We start from the raw sequence: 17630 nt of genomic DNA, 5'->3' as shown, positions 1-17630 counted from the left end.
AACTGCTGAGTCTTTTGGGTTTGAGCTAGTTGCTAAAACTCCACAGTTAGATTGAGTTTCTTAGGAGGACTTTCGCTTTGAGGCAGGGGTTTCAACCCCTGCCGGACTGTGGGTTTGACGTTAAGTTGACACGAAGCAGGACACGGCAATCCCGTGTCCCTACAAAAAACCCAGACTAACCCAACCCTTCAACTAACAGATTGCGAGCACTTTCCAACGCTTCCTGCAACTTACTTGCATCGCGTCCCCCAGCTTGCGCCAAATTCGGCCGCCCGCCGCCTTTTCCGCCGCAAATTTGAGCAATTCCCCCGATAAACTTGCCAGCTTGCAATCCTTTTTTATTGACTTCAGGACTAAAAGCAGCCACCAAACTTACCTTGTCCGGTTCAGGAATTGATGCCAAAACAACCGCAGCATTTCCTAACTTTTGCTGCAATCTTTCCGCCGCAGTTTTCAGCGCTTCCGTATCCACATCACCCAGTTGAGCTACAATGATTTTGAATTCGCCGATAGCCTCAGCCGCACTCAGCAACTGGTCGGATTTCGCGATCGCCAATTCCGACTTCACAGCAGCCAAATGTTTCTGAGTATCCTTCAACTCATTCTGCAAATTAGTAATCCGGTTCGGCAATTCTTCAGGCTTCGCCTTAAATCGATCGCCCAAATCGCGCACCACCTTATCCCGCACATTCAAATAGTCTAAAACAGCTTGACCGGAAACCGCTTCAATCCTGCGAGTTCCCGCCGCTACCCCCGCTTCGGAAACAATCTTAAACAGCCCGATTTCTGCGGTATTGCTGACGTGAGTTCCGCCGCACAATTCCATCGAAACGCCGGGAAAATCGATAACCCGCACCACGTCGCCGTACTTCTCGCCAAACATCGCAGTCGCGCCTTTTTCTCTCGCAAGGGCGATCGGCATTTCTGCAACTTCCGCAGCGTGGGCCTCAGCAATCCAACTATTAACTAAATCCTCAATTTTCTGCAACTCTTCTGCTGTGACAGCGCGCGGAGAATTGAAATCAAACCGCAATCTCTCAGACGATACCAGCGAACCAGCTTGCGAAATCGAATCGTCCACAATTTTCCGCAAAGCTGATTGTAATAAGTGAGTTGCTGTGTGGTTAGCCTGAACTCTGCGGCGACCGCTATTGTCAATTTTCGCAGTAATACTGTCGCCAACTTTCAGCGTTCCCCGTTCCACAAAGCCGAAATGCACGAAGAAATCCGATTCCTTCTTCACATCATCAACTCTTACTAACAAACCATCACCATTATCTCCGCTTTTCAAATAACCTTTATCCCCAATTTGTCCGCCGGATTCAGCATAAAACGGCGTTTGGTTCAAAACAACTTGTACCTCAGTTCCGGCGGCGGCTTCCTCCACCGATTTGCCGTCAACCAAGATAACTTCCACCTCAGCTAAACTCGACAATTCAGCATAACCGACAAACTCAGTTCCTTGGATTGTTTCAGCCAACTTATCCAAAGAACCCTGCACAGTCAAATCGATTGTTTGACGAGCATCTTTAGCGCGAGTTTGCTGTTCCTTCATCGCCACTTCAAAGCCGTCCAAATCCACAGTAATTCCCTGTTCCTCAGCAATTTCTTGAGTTAGTTCTAAGGGGAAACCGTAGGTATCGTAAAGAGTGAAAGCATCTTGACCAGAAATCTCTATTGTGGGGAGTAGGGGTTGGGCATCTTGCCCGCCCCCAGAAACCGACAGGCGAGACGCCTGTTCCACAAGAGCTTTTTTGAGAATTTCCTCCAGCAGCTTCTCTCCGCGTTCCAAAGTCTTGAGAAACTGCGCCTCTTCCCTTGCCAATTCCGCCTTAATTTGAGCTTCCCGCCGCCGCACGTTGGGATAAGCTGCTTCCGAAAGGCCGATCGCACTTTCAGACACCCGCACCGTAAATTCGCCCTGAATTCCAATCAGTCGCCCGTGGCGCACTACCCGGCGAATCAACCGGCGCAAAATGTAACCCCGACCAACATTCGACGCGCGAATTTCGTCCGCAATCATGTGCACCACAGCCCGAATATGGTCGCCAATTACTTTCAGCGAAACCTTGACTTTTTCATCGCTATTGTGGTAATCAATCCCGGCAATTTCCGCCGCCGATTGGATGATCGGAAAAATCAAATCTGTTTCGTAATTATTGGGGACTTTCTGGAGGATTTGCGCCATCCGTTCCAGTCCCATGCCAGTATCAATATTTTGATTTTGCAGCGGTGTTAAATTGCCCTCTGCATCCTTATTGTACTGCATGAAAACCAGGTTGTAGAATTCGATAAACCTGCTATCATCTTCGAGGTCAATATTGTCGCCTCTTTCTGGGTGAAAATCATAGTAAATCTCGGAACACGGGCCGCAGGGGCCTGTCGGGCCGGATTGCCAGAAATTGTCATCTTCTCCCATGCGCTGAATGCGATCGCCCGGAATGCCAATTTCATCGCGCCAAATCGCAAAAGCTTCGTCATCTTCTCGGAAAACACTAACAACCAAATTCGACGCTGGTAAACCGAAAACTTCCGTGGAAAGTTCCCACGCCCAGGCGATCGCCTGTTTCTTGAAATAATCCCCGAAACTGAAATTACCCAACATCTCAAAAAACGTGTGGTGGCGGGCGGTGCGGCCGACGTTTTCGATGTCGTTGGTGCGGATGCACTTTTGAGAAGTCGTGGCGCGCGGTGATTCGGGGGTGCGCTGTCCGAGAAATATCGGCTTGAATTGTAGCATTCCGGCGATCGTCAGCAACACCGTCGGATCTTCTGGCACCAAAGAAGCACTCGGTAAGATTTTATGTCCTCGCTGGGCATAAAAGTCGAGGAATGTTTGGCGGATTTGGCTACCACTGAGAAACTTAGGAGAAATAGTCATGACAAGAACTGTTAAGAATGTAAAGATGTAGCAACAATAGAATTTATAGGACTTTTGCACGGGTGTCCAGAAACCGGGTTTTTCAACCAAAATACTTGCTTGAAATCCTCAATCTCGGTGAAAAAACCCGGTTTCTTTGTGGGCGAGTGCGTGAGTGCCAACTTACATCTATTTGGATATTCATATCATTATACTTAGTAATGTAAAGACCTATCAAGTTTTGCAAATAGTGCTTTACTCCTCGGAAAGCTCATGCTAACTTAATAATAGACACCGGGACAGGAAGAGAAAGGAGGTCGCTATATTTAGAAAGAAAGTTCGAGGATATAGACATGGTGTCTCCGGTCTAGATTCCCAGGCGCAGCAGAAATTAACCGAACACAACTTGAAATAGTGGCGAACTGCCGATCGAGCAGTCAAGCCAAACCGCAGTCGAGTCAGACGTAGTTGTAGTTGCGGATTAACAGTAAAGCTGCACAAGTTGTAAACCCTAGTAAGTAAAAGTTCTCCACCGGAAACACATCTCGTTTGTTAGAAAAAACAAAGCTCTCATATTATTGGGTCTGATCGCTGTCGATCGGGCCCTATGAATTTTTATAGGGCGATCGCAGGATTCGAGGATTCGAGGGGGAGAGCTCGGCCGAGTTCGACTTTATAAGGAATGAGAATTAAATAACTTACAATGCGTGATGGTTCTTGTGGGATGGGCGTCCCGCCCGTCCAGAAAGGGCGGGCTATAAGCCCAACCCCTACTCCCCAAAAACTTGTGTAAATTATTTAATTCGCGCTCCTAAGTGCTTTCTGCTCAAAGGCAGCATCCCTCCGAGCCGATCGGCGATCGATCGGTGCAGGTTTTGAGTTATATATTATATATAATGGCACGTGGAGCGCGCCCGCCTGCTTTTTGCCGGGACTCCAGCGCTGTGGTATGAGGCACTGTCAAGATGCGATATGATTGAGGATGTCACTCAAGACCTTAAAACCTACCCCGCTGTGCTGTATAGCAGCAAAATCAACGCTTCTATGAGCTTGCTGCAAGCCAAGGATAGCCAACCGCCATTTTTGGTGACAAGACCAGGCTCAAAAATTTGAATCTCAGGATATTTAGAGTCAAGACTCTAAAAAATCCCATCCCCGACGCATGGGTGAGAGTTCAAATAATAAAAGCCCGCCCACTCAAAAAAGCTAGTGCCACCAACAACGCTAGTAAATCACTAGCACAGTTCTTAAACTCACAATTTCCGGAGATTCCAGGTGCAAGTATGGCCGAAATAACTAAAGAAGAAATGCGCGAACGGCTGGGAAATATCGACCAGATTCGCGATATAATTTTCGGAGCGCAGCTTAGAGAATACGATAATCGCTTCGATAAAATAGATTCCGACTTGTCGATGATGCAGCAAGATATGCAAACTCGCATCGAACAAGTAAAAACTGTTCTTTCAGGAGAAATGAGGGCGGCTGTTGATTCGTTAGAAAAGAAAGTTAAATCGCTCACCTCAAACACCCAAGAAGAAAGCGCAGACATCCGCCAGCAAGTCGATCGCATTAACCGCAAATTCTCCAGCAGCATGGAAGCCCTCGACGAAGCTATCGACAATCAAACCAGTTCGCTGCGTGAGGAACTCTCCCAAACCAGAGAGCGACTATCTGAAGAAACCCGCACTTTGAAAACACAGGTTTTTGAAGAACTCGATCGTCGCTTTTCTATGCTCAGAGATGTTAAAGTTTCTAGAGACGACATGGCAGAAATTCTGTTTGAACTCGGCATGAGGCTCAAAGGAACAGAATTTGTCCCCGAACTTAAAGGCGTTGCGGATAATAAGTTAAATACCGAATTTCTGTTGCCGGAGCGCCACCATAACGGATAATAACGCATGGCTTTACCGAAAGAAAATCCGGCTGACGAAAATGAGTTAGAGGGTTTTGTTTCTCAACCTGACGAGTCTGCTGCCCATGCAGCAACCCAGCTAGAACCCTTGCTGAATCTGTTAGTCGATCTCAAAATTATTGCTGGTTCAAACCAGCAAAATGCAGATCGCGAAACTGACAGCAGCGACAAAAATAATCAAGCTGGGGCCCTCGGCGGGTTGATGGATTTGTTAGGTATTTCTGAGCAAGCGCCAGAGGAAGTTGCAGCGAGTGTACCCGAAACTGGAGCTCACCAACCGGAGTCTGGCGATTCGTGGGATGTTAAAGATGAGTTCAAAAGTTTGCTATTCGCTACTCAAAAACTCAACACTTCAGAACTGGAAAAAGACTATTCCTCAGCTAAAACTATAGATGTTTCCGCGATCGCCCAGCCGGATATCGAGGAGGAATCACAGCCTGTCGAAGCATTGTCTAACTTGACAATAAAAGATTCTCTACAGGAAGTACAGGCTCAAAAATCCCAGGGGTTCCATCCGCAACAAGATGTTTCCGCAACCGATTCCGAGTCAAAATCCTCGGAAATTTCCCATAATCCCATATTTTCCAAAGTCTCAGATCCACCATCAACTGCATATTTAGATCCGGTGGTTGCTTCTTCGCTTCAATCGATGCCAAACTTGGTAGAACAGCCGACAACGAGATCGCAGCCAGCAGAAATATTAGGTCAAATTAAACAGGATTTAAATGAAGCCGACAGCGCGATGGAAACGCTGCAAAATCTGATTTTTGGCTCAAAAATATCAGATATCGAGCAAGTCAAAAATCTGCTGGCAGAAAACGATTTGCCGGGGGTGCGCCACCTGATGGCAACAATCGACGATAAATTAGGAAAATTGGAGCACCAAATCTACGATCCCCAAGAGTTGATTGAGTTGATGTTACCTTGGATCGCAGAAATTCTCAGTCGCAAAGTGGCCGATTCCAGGGAAGAAGTTGTTAAGGCGATCGTGCCGATTATTGACGAAGTGATTAGGGCAAAAACTGTCGAAAACAAGTCGGCAATGAGTGCGGCAATAGCTGAGCTGCTTCCCGACGCACTTGCTCAACAAATAGTTAATTCGCCAGCGGATATTGCTAAGGCGATCGCCCCAGAAATTGGTCTGGCAATTAAAGAGCAAATTCGCCTTGACCAAGAGTCGATCGCTCAAGCCCTCGCCCCGGAAATGGGCAAAGCGATTACAGCCCAAATTGAACTCGAACGCGACGCAATGGTGGATGCCCTCTATCCCGTAATTGGCAATACTATTTCCCGATACATGGCAGAAGCTATCAAGACAATCAATGAAAAAGTGTCAAACGCCCTCAGCGTTGAAGGAGTTCAGCGCAAAATTCGCTCCAAAGTACAAGGAGTCTCCGAAGCCGAATTAATCCTCAAAGAATCAATACCCTTTACCGTCCAAGCAGCATTCTTAATTCATAAAGCATCAGGCTTGATAATTTCCGAATTTCAAAACTCAGAAAGCTACCAGTTAGAATCAGAAATGGTAGCAGGAATGCTCACCGCTATTCGCAGCTTTGTTAACGAGTGCATCGTGCAGCCCGGAGAAGTTTCCGAACTAAATCAAATTGAATACGGCGACTCAAAAATTATGCTAGAAGTAGCGGGATATTGCTACATGGCAGTCGTGATTAAAGGAGAACCGCCACAGTCTTTCATCAACAAACTGCGGCAAACAGTTAGTAATCTCATCCTTAATTATGCTAAAGTAATTCACGAGTTTAATGGCGACCCCGGTACTATACCGGATTCGCTGCACCCCTGTATAAAAAGTTTATTCGATCCGCTGCAAAAAGAAAAATCAACAAAACCCCCGATCGCCCTTGCGGCTATCAGTTTAGCCGCCCTAAGCTTAATCTTAGTACCTTGGGGAATTTATCAGTATCGCAGCAACATTTACCGTCGCCTCGAAGCAAATGCCATAGCAGCTTTAGCCTCGACTCCCCAATTAGCAGTTTACCGCTTAGATGTTGCAGTTGATGGCAAAACTTTAAAGCTAACCGGAAAGTTGCCAAATCAAGAATTGCGGGCACAAGCTGCAAAAATAGCCGCATCAACTGCACCGAAATTGCAATTAGATAATAGAATTCTAGCTGTAGATGTCCCCCCAGATCCAGTTTTGACGGCGGCCGAGGTACAGCGGATTACCGCAGTTTTGAATCAGAAAGAGGGCCTTTCTATTTCTACGCGGTATGGCGATCGTAAAGTGACAGTAGAGGGTAGCGTTAGAGATGGTGCAGACGCACAGAAAATAGCTCAGTCCCTGAAGCAAATTCCCGGTGTTGAGTCGGTGATTAGCACAATTAAATTAGATCCGCTGAAAATTACAAGCCGCATTTACTTCCAGCAAGGAACGGCAAAATTAGACCCTACATACGGAGAAATCATCGCCAGTGTCAAAAATTTCATGGATCAATATCCTCAAAAACATATTAAGATAATTGGGCACAGCGATCGAACTGGGGAACTTGCCACAAATCAACGGTTGTCACTCCAGCGTGCCACAGCAGTGCAAGAGGCTTTAGTGCGGCAAGGTGCTGACCCCAAGCGCCTTGTCGCGATTGGCAGCCCACATCCTCCTTCCGGCTTGGAACCCAATCAACCGCTACTTTTAAGCAGATGTGTGCTATTTGAACCAATAACTAAGACCATAAACAGCAACTAATTATGTCAGTTACTATATCTAAAAAAATGTGCATGATTGGGGATTTCGGCGTGGGTAAAACTAGCCTAATCCGCCGTTTTGTCGATCGGCAATTCAGCGACCAATACCTCTCCACAGTAGGAGTAAAAATTTCCAGCAAAATCGTAGAATTAGAAAGCGTAAAACAGCGGGAAAACGTGACTGCAAAGTTGCTGATTTGGGACTTAGAAGGGCATACAAAATTCAAAGGAATAGCACCGACTTACTTGCAGGGAGCTAGCGGCGCTTTAATCGTTGCCGATGTCAGCCGATCCGAAACAGTTGAGCGAATCTCCGAACACATTCAGCTTTATTCTTCCGTCAATCCTAAAGGGTCAATTATCGTCGCTTTGAACAAAGTAGACTTAATTGACGAGGAAAAATTGGCGCTGCTAGTGGAAATGTCCCATGCGATAGGTCAAGACAAAGTAATAGCAGTTTGCACGACATCTGCTAAAACCGGCAAAGACGTTGACGAAATTTTCTACAAACTAGCTTACACAATGGTAGAACAAGTATGAACCTCCTGTTAAGAAAGCTGTTAGGCCCGCGACAAACACAGTATTTTCTAGTAAATCACCATTTCATCATTCAGGAAACCTCCGCCGAAGTGCAGCATTATGCTGATATTCCGGGCCAGGCTATACCCGGTGCAGATGCTCGCCTGAGTTTTCCCGAACTGATTGGCATTGAAAATATCCTCATGTCCATCATTATGGGACGGCTGCCCGGTTTTGAAGTCAAAGGTATCGCTCGGTTTGCCGACCCAAACCGCCCTTTATACTTTGATATGTTGGCTATCAAATATGAAGAAGAACAAGAAGATGTGCCAAGTAAATTGCTAATTTTGATTGAAGATACCACCGAAAAGATGGTCATGAAGCAATCGTTGATTCAGAGGGCGAATGAAGCTAATCTTTTGGTTAGTGCCTTAGCCGCTTCTAAAGATTATATAGATAAAGTTATTCGTTCGATGGGTGATGCTTTGTTGGTGACAACAACATTAGGAAATATCAAAAAAATCAATCAATCTGCCCAATGGTTATTTGGGTATAGCGAAGCAGAATTAATCGGCAACCCCCTGTCCATAATAGTAGTCGAAGAAACATTAATTTACCAAGCTCGCCACCGATATATTTTGTCTCAAAAAGAGCTACGTAGAGAACTAGAAATAGTCTGCACTACTAAAGCAGGAGAAGAAATTTGGGTAGAATTTTCCTGTTCGGCAGTTCAGACCGAATTAGAGGGACTTTACGATTTCATTTATATAGGTAGGGACATCACAGAACGCAAACAACAAGAAATAGAAATTCGCCGCTCTTTGGCAAAAGAGCAAGAACTCAGACAGGTAAAATCTCGTTTTTTCTCGATGATTGCTCACGAATTTGGCAATCCTTTAAGTACAGTATTATTTGCTACTAAAATCCTCCAAGACTACGGCGACGATATCACCCACGCGGAAAAACAACAATACCTGCAACACGTTAAATCAGCATCTCAACAAATGGCTCAGCTATTAGATGACGTGCGGTTGCTCAGCAGCGCCGAAGCAGGAAAACTCGAATTCTATCCCGCACCAGTTGACTTAAAAAAATTTTGCAGCGAGTTAGTAGAATTCATTAAAATTAGTTATGGGAAAAATCATACAATTAACTTTATTTATCAAGAATTAGTTACGCCAGCGAAAAAAGATGATACCGACTTACAGGAAACGGAACAGTTGCCCGCACTAGATCCCAAATTGCTGCGACACATCTTGACAAATTTGCTGTCAAATGCAGTCAAATATTCGCCCCTCGACAGCAATATTTATTTTGAATTAAATTGTCAGAATAATGAAGAAGCCACATTTAAAATTAAAGACGCAGGCATTGGCATTCCTCTCGAAGACCAAGAACAACTCTTTGAATCTTATTATCGAGCCAAAAATGTCGAAAAAATACCCGGTACAGGACTGGGTTTATCCATAGTCAAGCAGTGTGTAGATTTGCATGGAGGTCAAATCGAGTTTTCCAGCGAGATAGGGCTAGGCACTACCTTTTTAGTCAGAATTCCATTTAATAAACAGAGATAAATAGATTGATTTTAGATAATTCAATCCCTAGGGCGCATTCAATAATAAAAATCTCACATGAAAACCTTGTTAAAAAAACTGTTAGTTCCCCACCACTTGGAGTACCTAGCACTGGATAAAAACTTTTTTATCCAAGAAATCTCTCTACAAGTGCAGCAGTTTGCCGACTGTCCCGAGGAAGTAGTCGCCGGCAACGATGTTCGCATTCCCTTTCCCGAATTAGTGGGAACTGAAGAAATTTTAATCGATATTTTTGAAAAACGTTTGCCAAATTTTGAATTAAAAGCGATGACGCGACTATTAGAAAATGGTTCGCGGCTTTATTTTGATATGTATATCGTGGAGTTTAGCAATGACGAAAATTATCAGAGATTAATTATATTTTTTCAAGACGTAAGCGACAGGATGGCTTTAGAACAAACTCTAGTGCAAGCTACCAATGAAATGGATATTTTATTGAGTACCTTAGCCGCTACTAATAATTATGTTGAAAAAATTATTACTTCAATGGCCGAAGTTTTATTGGTAACAACAGCATCGGGAAAGATTAAAAAAGTCAATCAAGCGGCTCAAGATTTGTTCGGTTACAGCGAATCAGAATTAGTAGGCCAGCAAATAGACGCTCTTGCTGCTTTTGGCTCCTCTTTGCAAGCAGTTAGCCCAGATGAGCCTCAACAATCGCAAACTAATGCCGAAGTAATTTGCACGGCAAAAACCGGAGAAAAACTAACAGTTTCGTTTTCCTGTACGGCTATTTCGACTGACATTCAAGGCATTTCTAGTTCTTTGCCCACCCTTCAAGATTTCGTGTACATCGGCCGCGATGTCACAGATAAACAGCGCGCCCGCAAGCGACAAATAACTCAGTACATCGCTACTCGCATCCTGTCGGCATCCGAAACAATCAAAAAAGCTATAGCAGCAATTCTCCCTGTAATTTGCGACAGCTTGGGATGGGATACCGTCGAACTTTGGATGCCAGAATCCGGGGAAAAACTGCTGTCAGAAACTAAGAGAATAACTGCGGTTTCCGCTCCCAATTTGCTTCGCTGTGTCGCCAGTTGGACAAAACGCTCACTTTCGATCCCCAAATTTGCAGAATTTACCGAACAAATGACCTGTGCATTTGGCGAAGGATTGCCCGGTTTCGTTTGGGCTAGCGGTTCAGCTCAGTGGATTGCAGATGTCACAAAAAGTGACTGTTGTCTGCGTAGAGAAATCGCTGCTGAAGAAGGACTGCACGGAGCTTTTGGTTTCCCAATTTTGGGTGGCTACGAGGCGGAAAAATCGGCCCGGTCTGTTTTGGGCGTGATGATTTTATTCAGCAGGGAAGTGCAGTGTTTTGATGAAGAATTGCTCCAAACCATGGCAACAATCGGTAGCCAAATTGGTCAATTCATTAAGCGCAAGCAAGCTGAAATAGCTTTGCGGGAAAGCGAAGAACAACTGCGAGACTTATTTGAAAATGCTACTGACTTAATTCAAAGTATAGGAGCGGACGGTCATTTTTTGTATGTAAATCGGGCTTGGCGGGAAACTCTGGGCTACACCGAAACAGAAATTGCTCAAATGACTGTTTTTGATATCATTCATCCGAACAGCTCGCCTGAGTCTATGGATATATTCTATAAAGCTATTACCAAAAAAACGATCAATGAAAATACATTGTATCCCGACTCTATTCAAACAATATTTATTACTAAAAATCACGAACAAATTTTGCTAGAAGGCAGCATAAGCTGTAAATTTGCGGAAGGTTCGCTAGTAGCGATTCGCGCTATTTTGCGAGACATTACTGCTCGAAAAATGGCCGAAGACGCCCTAGCAAAATCTGTATCCCTGCTGCAAGCAACTTTTGATTCTACTGCTGACGGTATTTTAGCTACTGACAGGAGCGGAAAAATAGTCACTTTCAATCGAGAATTTGTGGAAATGTGGGGCCTACCTAACGAAGTGATGGCACTCCGAAATGACGCCACAACGATCGCCTTTTTCCTGAATCAACTCAAAGACGCCCAAACATTTCAAGAGAGAATAGAATCGCTTTACGATCAGCCAGAAGCCGAAAGTTACGACTTGTTGGAATTTCAGGACGGCAGATTTTTTGAACGCTATTCGCAACCGCAGCGGTTGGGAGATAAAATTATCGGCCGAGTCTGGAGTTACCATGACATTACGGAACGCAAGCAAGCAGAAGATGCCCTGCGGGAAGAACAAGAAAAATCAGAAAAGCTGCTGTTAAATATCTTGCCCAAGGCAATAGCAGAACGCCTCAAGCAAAACGAAACTACTATTGCCGAATACTTTCCAGAAGTGACTGTTTTGTTCGCTGACATTGTGGGGTTTACTGCTTTGTCTGCCGTCATGAATCCGATCGAACTGGTGGATCTTCTGAATCAGATTTTCTCAGGATTTGACCTTTTGTGCGAACGGCATGGGTTAGAGAAAATCAAGACCATCGGCGACGCATACATGGCGGTTGGAGGGCTCCCTGAACCCAGGGCAGACCACGCAGAGGCGATCGCCCAAATGGCGCTAGATATGCAAGCAGAAATAGCCCGATTTAATGCTAGCCATAATAAATATTTTAGCATCCGCATCGGCATTCACAGCGGCCCGGTTGTGGCTGGAGTAATTGGCATAAAAAAGTTTATTTACGATTTGTGGGGCGACACAGTAAATATTGCTTCCCGCATGGAATCTCACGGTTTGCCTTGGCGGATTCAAGTCAGCGAAACTACTTATAAGTTATTGGAACACAAATATGTATTTCAGGAGCGGGGAACTATTGAAGTTAAAGGCAAAGGGGCAATGAAAACTTATCTGCTCCTTGGCCGAATATAAGGCAGGTCATCGGTCATCAGTCATCAGTCATCTGGCTGATGACTACAAGTGTTGCTAAAGTTAATTAACAATACTTTTTCACCAAGACTAATGGAACTTGCTAATTTGTCGGCCAATTTACGATCGCCCGACGAAGCTGTCGATCGCCATCCTGTGATGGTTGGGCCCTCAACTTCGCTCCCAGAGGCGATCGCCCTGATGCGTCGGACGAACAACCATTGCCCACTGCCTAATTCACCTGCATTTCCCGACTCAAACGAAACTGTAAAAGCATTTATTAGTTGCGTCTTAGTTGTCGATAAAAATCAGCTAGTCGGACTGCTAAGCCCGGAAGATGTGCTCAACTTAGCTGCGACCGAATATGGATGGCAAGGCATGAAAGTTGCCGACGCAATGACGCGGAATTTAATTGTTTTAAAAGAATCAGAATTTACAGATATTACTACCGCATTCAAGCTATTTTGTCAATACTCGATTGATTGCTTGCCAATTGTAGATGAACTGGGTCAGCCAGTAGGTTTAATCAGTGAAAAAAGTATTCGTCCAGCAATGTATAGCTGGATCGAGGCACTGCACCAAGAAGTGGCAAAACTCCAGGAACAATGCGAACTGTTAGAGGGCAATTGTGAACTAGAAAAAGTCAGCGATCGCCAAAATGCCGAAAATACCCTGCGGCAGAGCGAGGCGCGCTACCTGGCGATTGTGGAAGACCAAACCGAACTGATTTGCCGCTACCTCCCAGACGGTAAAATAACTTTTGTCAATCAAGCTTATTGCCGTTATTTCGGCGTGCAGCCGATCGACTTACTAGGCAAATGCTTCATGTCGCTGCTGCCAGAAGCAGACCGAGAATTTTTTCAACAGCAATATACTTCTGTGTCTCCCGACAACCCTATTTTTACCTGCGAGCACCAAGTAATTTTGCCGAGCGGGGAAATTCGCTGGCACCAGTGGATCGATCGGGCTATATTCAACGAGAGCGGACAAATCGTCGAGTATCAAGCTGCAGGCAGGGATGTCACGGATCGCAAACAAGCAGAAATCGCTTTGCAGCAGCTCAATGCAGAGTTAGAACTGAGAGTGCAGCAGCGGACACAATGGTACGAACTGGCAGTATCGGCCGGCAAAGTGGGGGTTTGGGACTGGAATTTGCAAACCGATGAAATCTACATTGCTCCCTCTTTGAAAGCTTTGTTGGGCTATCAAGACACAGAGATTCCTAACCGCATGGAAAATTGGGCATCTCACGTTCATCCCGACGATCGAGTTGCCGTCGCCGAAGCAGTAAATGCTTATTTAGAAGGTTTGACAGAAATTTATGAAGTAGAACACCGGATGGTGCGTAAAGACGGCAGCACCTGCTGGATACTAGCCCGTGGCAGCGCGATTCGATCGGCTTCTGGCAGGGCTTTCCGCCTGACTGGCACTGACACTGACATTACCGATCGCAAATTGACGGAAGAAAAACTCCAAAACTCCGAAGCCGAACTGCTGGCGCTGTTTAACGCCATGACGGATATCGTCCTGGTTTTCGACGCAAGCGGCCGCTACCTCAAAATCGCCCCCACGGCTCCCGAACTGCTGTACAAACCGGCTCCTGAAGTGCTGGGCAAAACCCTCGCCGAAATCTTCCCAGAAGCGGAAGCTAATTTTGCCCTCGGCCACATTCGCCAAACATTGGCATCTGGGGAAACCCACAGAATTGAATACAGGATGGAAATTGGCTGCAAGTTATTTTGGTTTGATGCCAGTATTTCGCCCCTGGAGCTCGATCGGGTGATGTGGGTAGCCCGAGACATTACCGCTCGCAAACACGCAGAAGCTGCACTGCAAAAGAGCGAGGAAAAGTTTCGCAACTTATTTGACGATGCTCCGATCGCGCTTGGTTTGGCAAGCGTGCGCGACTTCCGCACGATCAAAGTGAATGAAGCTCACCGCCAGATGTTGGGCTACAGCGATTCGGAGTTGGCTAGCATGACTTTTAGTGAACTCACGCATCCAGAAGATTTACACGCAGATGTAGAGGAAGTCAAGCAGTTGATCTGTGGCAAAATTTCTCGCTTCCAAAGGGAAAAACGCTTGATTAAGAAGAATGGCGAGCTGATGTGGGCAAACTTGACGGTGACGCTGATCCGCGATCGCGAGGGCATTCCTCTCTACAGCATGGGGGCGATCGAAGATATCAGTTATCGTAAGCGAGCAGAAATGGAATTTCAGCAGTTAAAAGAACGCCTGCAATTTTTACTGGGTTCTAATCCGGCGGTAATTTTTACAGCCGCACCGATGGGGGACTTTTGTACTACTTACATCAGCGACAACGTTCAGACAATCGTTGGCTACGATCCCCAAGAATTGTTAGCAGATTGTAAATTTTGGTCGAGCCGGATTCATCCTGAAGATCGGCCACAATTTTTAGTAAATTTTTCGGATTTGTCCGAGGGTAAAAATTGCATTTGCGAGTATCGTTTTCTACACCAAGACGGAAGTTACCGCTGGCTAAGGACGGAACTCAAACTATTGGTTGATAGCAGAGGTGTTCCGATCGAAATTATTGGTTATGCCGCGGATATCAGCAATTCTAAATATGCCGAACTCGCTAGGGGGCAGCAGTTCGAGCAAGAAAGGCTTGTGGAGGCGATCGCCCGTCGTGTGCGCCAGTCTTTGCAATTAGAGGAAATTCTCAACACTACCGTTGCCGAACTCCAGCAAGTATTATTAGCCGATCGAGTTTTGGTTTATCAACTTTTACCCGAAAATGGCGGGCGAGTCATTGCTGAAGCCGTTGCAGAAGGATGCAGCCAACTGGTGGATAAATGTTTTGGCGAAGAGGTTTTTCCGGCCCAAAGTTCTCAGCTTTATTTGCAAGGGCGAATTTGTGCGATCTCCCAACTAGATGATCCCTCCCTTACACCTTGTATGGCCCAGTTTATGAAACAGATTCAAGTTAGGGCCAAGTTAGTAGTGCCGATTATTCAGCACAGCCAAATTTGGGGATTGCTAATAGCCCACCAATGCGATCGCCCTCGTGAGTGGCAAGAATCGGAAATCAATTTATTTCAGCAGTTGGTAAATCAATTGGCGATCGCGATTCAGCAATCTCTACTTTACCAGCAACTGCAAGCTGAACTGAGCGATCGCAAACAAGCAGAAGCAAATTTGAAAAACTCCCTCAGAGAAAAAGAAATTTTGCTCAAAGAAATTCACCACCGCGTCAAAAACAACCTTTGCGTAGTTGCCAGTCTGTTAGAATTGCAATCGAACACAGTTGCCGACCCCCAAGTAAGCAAAATGTTTGAAGAAAGTCAGAATCGCCTTTATTCTATGGCTCTGATTCACGAAAAACTGTACCGTTCGACTAACCTAGCGCAAATTAATTTTGGCGAATATCTCGAAGATTTGGTAAGTAACTTGTTTCACTCTTACAATATTAGCAACAACCAAATTCAGTTGCAGGTATTAGCTGAGCCAATCTCCCTAAATCTTGAAACTGCTACTCCCTGCGGTTTAATTGCCAATGAATTGGTTTCAAATACGCTGAAACACGCTTTTCCTGATGGCACAACTGGTACAGTTAGTGTAGAATGCTATCAAACGGGCGATCGAGAAATCAACCTTTTAGTTAAGGACAACGGCATTGGCTTTCCTCAAAACTTAGATTTTCGGAAAACTCACTCGATGGGGTTTCAAGTTGTCTGCACTTTAACCGAGCAGTTAGAAGGAACAATCGAAATATCCAGAGAAGTTGGTACATCCTTTCACTTAAAATTTAACGAGTTAAACTACTTTCAAAGATTGTAACAATATGAGCTTGGTCGAAAAACCAATTAAGATTTTGATTGTCGAAGACGAACTGTTAATTGCTAAAAACTTATCCCCTAAATTAGAAAAATTGGGATATCAAATTGCCGATATCGTTTCTTCTGGAGCGGATGCCATCCAGCGCGCCCGCGAACTAAGACCAGATTTAATTTTAATGGACATAGTTATCAAAGGCGACATTGACGGCATAGAAACAGCAGCAATAATTAATCAAGAATTAGATATACCAATTATCTATACAACTGCCTATGCTGACGACGAAACTTTGCAGCGAGCCGAAAATACTGGTTCTTACGGCTACCTGCTCAAACCTTTTAAAGAAAGAGAAATGCACGCCACTATCAAGATAGCACTGAGCAAACATCAAGAAGCAGTTAGTCTGAAAAATTTAATGGCCTTAGCAGCAGAAAAAAGCGAAAATAGAGCCCGCTTTATTTCAATGGCTTACCACGATTTAAACACTCCTTTAACTACCATACAATTATCGGCGGAAATGCTAGAAGATAGCGACTTGCAGAGAAGCGCCGGAACCACCCATAAAAATGTCGATCGCATAAAAAAAGCCGTCAGTAATATGAGTGGGTTGCTGGAAGATATTTTAATGCTTAGCAAAGCCGAATCAGGCAAAATTTCCTTAAATTTAAATCCGATTAATGCGACGGATTTATGCAATTCTATTTTAGAAGAACTGCAACCTATCGTCACCGACAAGCACCTAGTACATTTCTGCAGTCACACAAATCCGCTGCACGCCAATCTTGATGCCAAACTACTGCACCACCTTCTGACTAATTTGCTTTCCAACGCTATTAAATATTCTCCAAACGGTGGCAAGGTAAGTTTAGACTTAAGCTGCGAAAACCAACAAATAATTTTGTGCGTTCGAGATGAGGGAATTGGGATGACAGCGGAATATCAAGAAAAACTATTTCAGCAGTTTGAACGGGGTGCTAATGTAGGCAACATTAAAGGATCGGGTTTGGGACTCTGCATTGTCAAACACATAGTTGACCTGCACGGCGGTACAATAAGTGTGGAAAGTGCGATCGGCAAAGGTACTACATTTATTGTCGCCCTGCCTTTTTTAGTTAGTAGTCAGTAGTTAGTAGTCAGTAGTTAGTAGTCATTAGTCATGTCCGGTAAAATAAGCACAATACTTGTAGGGGCGGGTTTCACCAACAATCTATCATCCAGACTAACAATCTACATAAACCCGCCCCCACCACGCGACAGAATTTCATCGCGGACAATTCAACGGAGAGGAGATAAAAGTATCGGGGGGGCGGGTTTATGAGATTGTAGATTACAGGCAATTATTGTTAGTGAACCCGCCCCTTGTATCTTAAAAGAGTGAGTCAGGCGATTGCCACGTCATTGATTAGATCATACCGACAAGTGG

The 17630-nt window shown here is 45.0% G+C and carries 9 protein-coding genes; 8 read left to right on the top strand and 1 reads right to left on the bottom strand.

The window, feature by feature from the left end; all coding sequences use genetic code 11:
• Nucleotides 1-175: 175 nt before the first annotated feature.
• Nucleotides 176-2881 carry an alanine--tRNA ligase gene (gene alaS, locus QUB20_RS25430; protein ID WP_333250417.1) on the bottom strand — a complete coding sequence of 902 codons (2706 nt, stop codon included), beginning with the start codon at nt 2879-2881 and terminating at the stop codon, nt 176-178.
• Between the two features lie 882 nt (nt 2882-3763).
• Here alaS and QUB20_RS25425 point away from each other — a divergent pair.
• The 8 genes from QUB20_RS25425 (at nt 3764) to QUB20_RS25390 (ending at nt 17333) form a co-directional block, all read left to right on the top strand.
• Nucleotides 3764-3973, top strand: coding sequence for a hypothetical protein (locus QUB20_RS25425; protein ID WP_333291739.1), 210 nt, complete (start codon nt 3764-3766; stop codon nt 3971-3973).
• A 170-nt stretch (nt 3974-4143) separates the two neighbouring features.
• The gene (locus QUB20_RS25420; protein ID WP_333239580.1) at nt 4144-4752 is read left to right on the top strand and encodes a hypothetical protein; all 609 of its coding nucleotides are present in this window, start codon (nt 4144-4146) and stop codon (nt 4750-4752) included.
• A gap of 6 nt (nt 4753-4758) precedes the next feature.
• Nucleotides 4759-7476, top strand: coding sequence for an OmpA family protein (locus QUB20_RS25415; protein ID WP_333250415.1), 2718 nt, complete (start codon nt 4759-4761; stop codon nt 7474-7476).
• Between the two features lie 2 nt (nt 7477-7478).
• Complete coding sequence (locus QUB20_RS25410; protein WP_333239576.1) at nt 7479-8015, top strand: Rab family GTPase; 537 nt, start codon at nt 7479-7481, stop codon at nt 8013-8015.
• Entirely contained in the window at nt 8012-9568 is a 1557-nt protein-coding gene (locus QUB20_RS25405) for a PAS domain-containing sensor histidine kinase (protein ID WP_333250413.1), read from the top strand. Before QUB20_RS25410 ends, QUB20_RS25405 begins: the two co-directional genes overlap by 4 nt.
• Nucleotides 9569-9625: 57 nt before the next feature.
• On the top strand, nt 9626-12412 hold the full coding sequence (locus tag QUB20_RS25400; protein WP_333250411.1) for an adenylate/guanylate cyclase domain-containing protein: 2787 nt from the start codon (nt 9626-9628) through the stop codon (nt 12410-12412).
• A 90-nt stretch (nt 12413-12502) separates the two neighbouring features.
• Nucleotides 12503-16210, top strand: coding sequence for a PAS domain S-box protein (locus QUB20_RS25395; RefSeq protein ID WP_333250408.1), 3708 nt, complete (start codon nt 12503-12505; stop codon nt 16208-16210).
• A 4-nt stretch (nt 16211-16214) separates the two neighbouring features.
• A complete protein-coding gene (locus QUB20_RS25390) occupies nt 16215-17333 on the top strand; it encodes an ATP-binding protein (RefSeq protein ID WP_333250406.1) in 1119 nt (372 codons plus the stop codon).
• Nucleotides 17334-17630 lie beyond the last annotated feature (297 nt).

Source organism: Microcoleus sp. B4-C2 (assembly GCF_036705265.1).
Classification (GTDB): domain Bacteria; phylum Cyanobacteriota; class Cyanobacteriia; order Cyanobacteriales; family Microcoleaceae; genus Microcoleus.
The sequence above is the reverse complement of the archived record's forward strand: the minus strand, read 5'-3'. Positions and strand labels throughout refer to the sequence as shown.

Bases quoted from the DNA above. Each gene is read 5' to 3' on its own strand.
- QUB20_RS25400 (WP_333250411.1), top strand. From the start codon at position 9,626: ATGAAAACCTTGTTAAAAAAACTGTTAGTTCCCCACCACTTGGAGTAC.
- QUB20_RS25395 (WP_333250408.1), top strand. From the start codon at position 12,503: ATGGAACTTGCTAATTTGTCGGCCAATTTACGATCGCCCGACGAAGCT.
- QUB20_RS25405 (WP_333250413.1), top strand. From the start codon at position 8,012: ATGAACCTCCTGTTAAGAAAGCTGTTAGGCCCGCGACAAACACAGTAT.
- QUB20_RS25390 (WP_333250406.1), top strand. From the start codon at position 16,215: ATGAGCTTGGTCGAAAAACCAATTAAGATTTTGATTGTCGAAGACGAA.
- alaS (WP_333250417.1), bottom strand. From the start codon at position 2,881: ATGACTATTTCTCCTAAGTTTCTCAGTGGTAGCCAAATCCGCCAAACA.
- QUB20_RS25410 (WP_333239576.1), top strand. From the start codon at position 7,479: ATGTCAGTTACTATATCTAAAAAAATGTGCATGATTGGGGATTTCGGC.
- QUB20_RS25420 (WP_333239580.1), top strand. From the start codon at position 4,144: ATGGCCGAAATAACTAAAGAAGAAATGCGCGAACGGCTGGGAAATATC.
- QUB20_RS25415 (WP_333250415.1), top strand. From the start codon at position 4,759: ATGGCTTTACCGAAAGAAAATCCGGCTGACGAAAATGAGTTAGAGGGT.